The organism is Streptomyces sp. (genome assembly GCF_031178505.1).
Taxonomy (GTDB): domain Bacteria; phylum Actinomycetota; class Actinomycetes; order Streptomycetales; family Streptomycetaceae; genus Streptomyces; species Streptomyces gulbargensis.
Window position 1 is genome coordinate 1 of sequence record NZ_JAPSIW010000516.1, and the last position, 5220, is coordinate 5220.

General features: G+C 74.8%; 3 protein-coding genes. 2 read left to right on the forward strand and 1 reads right to left on the reverse strand.

Annotated elements, in window-relative coordinates; all coding sequences use genetic code 11:
* On the forward strand, positions 1-2014 hold a 2014-nt coding region (locus RIF68_RS26670; protein WP_309053849.1), incomplete at its 5' end, for an iron ABC transporter permease.
* A gap of 110 nt (positions 2015-2124) precedes the next feature.
* Here the strand turns inward: RIF68_RS26670 and RIF68_RS26675 are convergent.
* Positions 2125-3588 carry an MFS transporter gene (locus tag RIF68_RS26675; protein ID WP_309053851.1) on the reverse strand — a complete coding sequence of 488 codons (1464 nt, stop codon included), beginning with the start codon at positions 3586-3588 and terminating at the stop codon, positions 2125-2127.
* A gap of 178 nt (positions 3589-3766) precedes the next feature.
* On the opposite strand from RIF68_RS26675, the gene RIF68_RS26680 reads away from it, so the two are divergent.
* A partial coding sequence (locus RIF68_RS26680; RefSeq protein WP_309053850.1) for an IucA/IucC family protein occupies positions 3767-5220 on the forward strand: 1454 nt, incomplete at its 3' end.

Below are 5220 nucleotides of genomic sequence, written 5' to 3' on the forward strand. Positions count from 1 at the left end.
AGCCCTGCTCGTGGGCGGTGGCCTGTCCCTCGCCCTGGCCGCGGTCGCGGTCGTCCACCTCGGCCTCGGCGTCTCCGGCGTGGGCATCGGCGACATCCTGGACCTGCTCCTCGGCCACGGGGACGCCCGCACGCGGGACGTCCTCCTCGGCAGCCGGCTGCCGCGCACCCTCACCGGCCTCGTCGTCGGCATCGCGCTCGGTGTCTCCGGAGCCCTCGTCCAGGGGGCGACCCGCAACCCGCTCGCCGCCCCCGACACACTCGGCGTGAACGCCGGCGCCTACTTCGCCGTGGTGCTCGTCGCGTTCACCGGCGTGAGCCTCGGACCGATCCCCGCCGGAGGGGCCGCCTTCCTCGGCGGACTCCTCGCCGTCGGACTGGTCCACCTGCTCACCGGCGGCGGCGTCCTCACACCCGGCCGGGTCCTGCTCGCCGGGGCGACCGTCGCGCTCGCCGCCACCTCGGCGGCCGAGTTCCTCCAGATGCTCGACGTGCAGGCCACCCGGGGCCTCTTCTTCTGGGGCAACGGCACCTTGCTCCAGTCGGACCTGGAACGGCCGCTCACCCTCGGCGCGGTCGTCCTCGCCGGCGCGGTCGCCGCCCCGTTCCTGGCCCGCCCCCTGGACCTCCTCGCCCTCGGTGACGAGACCGCGCAGGCCATGGGCGTACGCGTCGAACGCATCCGCCCCGCCGCCTTCCTCCTCGCCGTGCTGCTGTCCGCCGCCGCCGTCTCCCTCGCGGGCCCCATCGGCTTCGTCGGCCTGATCGGCCCGGTCATCGTGCGGCAGCTCGGCCTGCGCAAACACGCCGCGCTGCTGCCCATGGCGGCCCTGCTGGCGGCCACCCTGGTCCTCGGCGCGGACGCCGCGGCCCAGATCGTCGTCACGCCGTCCGCCACCCAGCCCGCGGAGATCCCCGTCGGCGTCGTCACCGCGCTCATCGGCGGACCCGTCTTCATGGCGCTGGCCCGGCGCGTCAGCACCGGCGACGCCGACACCGGCGCGGCCGTCGTCGTCTCCGACCGGCGCCGCGGGCCCGGCTACACCGTCGCGCTCGGCGCCGGGCTGCTCGCCCTCGCCGCCGCCATGGCACTGTCCCTGCGCGTCGGAGACGTACCGGTCAGCTGGGGCCAGCTCGGCGCTGCCCTCACCGGCTCCGCCGAGCAGATCACCGAAGCGGTGATCTCCTTCCGGCTGCCGCGCGTCCTCGTGGCCGCCCTCGCCGGGGCGTGCCTCGCCGCCGCGGGCGCCGCCGTCCAGGCCGTCGTCCGCAACCCGCTCGCCGAACCGGGACTCGTCGGCGTCACCGGCGGCGCCTCCCTCGGCGCGATCACGGTCATCCTGGCCGTCCCCGCCGCGCCGCTGGCCGCCCTGCCCGCGGCGGCCGCCGTCGGCGGTGTGCTGATGCTGATCCTCGTCGTCCTCGTGGCGCGGGGCACCCGGAGCGGCGGACGCGGCGGGATCGACCCGACCCGGGTCGTCCTCGTCGGCATCGGCGCCGCCGCCACCTCCATGGCGCTGGTCAACATCCTGGTGGTCGGCGCGCAGATGAACCTCGCGTCCGCGCTCGGCTGGCTCGCCGGCAGCACGTACGGGCGGGACTTCACCGCACTGGGCTGGCTCGCCGTCCCGGCGGTCGTCGCGGTCCTGCTGGTCGTCGCCGCCCGCCCGGTGAACCTCCTGTCGCTCGGCGAGGAACTGCCCCGCGCCCTCGGCCTCGACCTCGGCCGCGCCCGGCTCCTGGTCCTCGGCGCGGGGGCGGTGCTCGCGGCCGGCACGGCGGCGGCCGTCGGCGCCGTCGGCTTCGTGGGCCTGGTCGCCCCCCACCTGGCGCGCCGGGTGGTGGGCAACAGCACCGCCCGCATGATCCCGATGGCCGCGGTCCTCGGCGCGGTCCTGGTCGTCTCCGCCGACGCCCTCGGCCGCTGGCTGCTGGCCCCCACGGAGATCCCGGTGGGCATCGTCACGGCGCTGCTGGGGGCCCCGTACCTGGTGTGGCTCCTGCGGCGCACGTGACGACAGAGCGCGGTCCCTGGGCCGGGGCACCCGGCCCCCTCGCGGGGCCCGGGCACTCCGCGGCGTACGCCGGGGAGCGCCCGGGCCCGGTGGCGTACGGGGCCGTGCGCTCAGGACGCCTCCGCCGCCCGTACGGGGGCGACCGGTGCCGGGCCGGCGGCGGGGGCAGGGCCGGGCTTCAGGGTGCGGGCCGTCGCGACGCCCAGGGCGCAGAGGGCGGCCGCCGCCAGGCAGACCGTGGTGAAGGCGTCCGAGAAGGCCGCGTGGGCGAACGGGCGGAGGGCGGGGGAGAGGAGCTCGAAGCGGCCGGTCTCGACGGCCTCGCGCACCGGGGGCGCACCGGCCGGACCGGCGGCGAGGGCGCTGTCGAGGCGGGCGGCGAACACGGCCCCGAAGAGGGCCACACCGGTCGCGGTGCCCAGCGGGTAGCAGGCGTTGGTGAGCCCGGAGGCCATTCCGGCCCGCTCCTCGGGCACGGTTGCGACCGCCACGCCCATGAGCGGCGGGAAGATCACGGCCCCGCCCGCGCCGAGGAGCACCAGCCCGGCCACCAGGACCGCCGCTCCCGCGCCCGCCCCCGCGCCGGCCAGGGCCAGCAGGCCGAGGCCCTGCGCGGCGAAGCCGGCGGCCACCAGGGCGTCCGGCGGGAACAGTTTCTGCAGCCGGTTCACGAACAGGCCCGCGAGCAGCAGACTGCCCGTCAGCGGGAGCAGCCACAGCCCGGCCTCGAGCGGCGAGGACGCGTACGTGCTCTGCAGCCAGAGCGTGAGGAAGGCCAGCATGCCGAGGCTGGACAGGCGCGCGAGGAAGCCGAGCACGGCGGCGCCCGAGAAGGCCCGTATCCGCAGCAGCGTCATGTCGATGAGCCCGCCGCCGCGCCGCTGGTCGGCCACCAGGGCGGCGGTGAGGAGCACGCCGAGCGCCGCCGAGCCCAGGACCGGCGGCGCGGTCCAGCCGGTCTCCGGGCCGGTGACGAGCGGATAGTGCAGGGCGAGCAGGGCGCCGACGGCGAGCAGCGAGCCGCGGGGGTCGAGACGCCGCCGCGCGCCGGCGCCGGTGCCGGTGGCCGCGGACTCCGGCATCCGGGCCAGCGCGCCGGCCACCACCAGGAGCCCGATGGGCACGTTGACCAGAAAGATCCAGCGCCAGCCCAGCGCCTCGGCGAACAGGCCTCCCACGACGGGGCCGAGGGCGCCGGCCGCCGAGGCCACGAGCGCGTACGAGGCGATGGCCGCCTGGCGGCGGGCGCCCTCGTAGGCGGCGGCGATCAGCGCCAGCGTCGGCGCGAACACCATGGCCCCGCCGAGCCCCTGGGCGGCCCGCGCGGCGATGAGGGTGGCCGCGTCCGGGGCGAGGCCGCAGGCGGCGGAGGCGAGCGTGAACAGGGCCATTCCGGCCGTGAACACGAACCGCCGCCCGATGCGGTCGGAGAGCGCGCCGGCGGTGAGCAGCAGTGCCCCGAACGCCAGCGAGTACGCCGAGACCGTCCACTGCACCCGGCCCAGCCCGGCATCGAGATCGCGGGCGACGTCGGAGAGGGCGACGTTCACCACGGTCACGTCGAGGGTCATCATCACGCCCCCCGCGCTGACGAGGGCGAATGTCCATCCCGCACCGGGCCTACGTCGACAACTGGCCTGGTCTGTCTGAAAGTTGACCTTGATCATTAGGTAAGGCTAACCTAATGTAGCGCCCGCTTGGGCGTCCAGGCGTTCGAGCACATCGATTCCAGACAGACTGCGGAGCCGCCTGATGCCCCACCCCACCGACCACCCCGTGCCCGCGCTGTCCGACGTGGACCCCGCGGCCTGGCGCGAAGCCAACCGGCGCCTTCTCGCCAAGGCCATCGGCGAGTGGTGCTTCGAGGACATGCTCAAGGCGACCGGAACCGGCGACGGCGACTACCGGATCGACCTCGACAGCGGCACGACCTACGCCTTCAGGGCCACCCCCGGAGCCTTCGGCTGGCTGCGCGTCGACCCCGACTCGATCACCCGCACCGCCACCAGCATGCTCGGCAACAGCATCGCCCAACCCGCGTGGGACGCGCTGAAATTCCTCATGGAGGCCGCCTCCACGATCGACAGCGACGCCTCGACCGTCGCCACCTACTTCACCGAACTCTCCGCCACCCTCGCCGTCGACGCGGCCCGCCTCACCCACGGCGGCGAGACCGTCGCCGAACTCCGCGCCCTCGGGCACACGGAGCTGGAGTGCCGGATGACCGGACACAACCTCCTCGTCGCCAACAAGGGCAGGATCGGTTTCTCGGCCACCGACGTCCGGCGGTACGCCCCCGAGTCCGCCCAGGCGCTCACCCTCCGGTGGGTGGCCGTCCACCGCGGACTCGCCGAGTTCCGCGGCACGTCGGAACTGTCCGAAAACGACGTGCTCGAAGCCGAGTTGGACGAAGAGACCCGCACCCGGTTCACCGCCGTCCTCCAGGACGCCGGAGTCGACCCCCAGGCGTACGTCTGGATGCCCGTGCACCCCTGGCAGTGGGACCACGCCGTCCAGACCCTGCACGCCGCCGACGTCGCCCAGCGCCGCGTCATCCCGCTCGGCGAGAGCCCCGACGCCTACCTGCCCGGCCAGTCCATCCGCACCATGGCCAACGTCACCGAGCCCTTGCGCCACGACGTCAAACTCCCGCTGAAGATCCTCAACACCCTGGTCTGGCGCGGCATCCCGCCGCACTGCACCATGGGCGCCCCCGTCGTCACCCAGTGGCTGCGCGGCCTGGTCGAGCGCGACCCCTACCTCACCGACGAGTGCCGCACCGTCTTCCTCGGCGAGGTCGCCTCCGTCACCGTCCGCCACCCCTACCTCTCCACCCTGGACGAGACGCCTTACCAGCACCTGGAGACCCTCGGCTGCATCTGGCGCGACTCCGTCACCGCCCGCAAGGACCCCGGCGAGCGCGTCCGCACCTTCGCCTCGCTGCTCCACGTCGACGCCGCCGGCGACGCCTTCGTCGCCGAACTCGTCCGCTCCTCCGGCCTCGACCCCGAAGTCTGGCTCCGGCGCCTCTTCGACACCCTCCTCGCGCCGATCATGCACGTGCTCTACCGGTACGGCGTCACCTTCAACCCGCACGGCCAGAACACCCTCATCGGCTACGACGAGAACGACGTCCCGGTCCGCCTGTACCTCAAGGACTTCGTGGACGACGTGTGCGTCTCCTTCACCGACGTACCCGAGCGCGG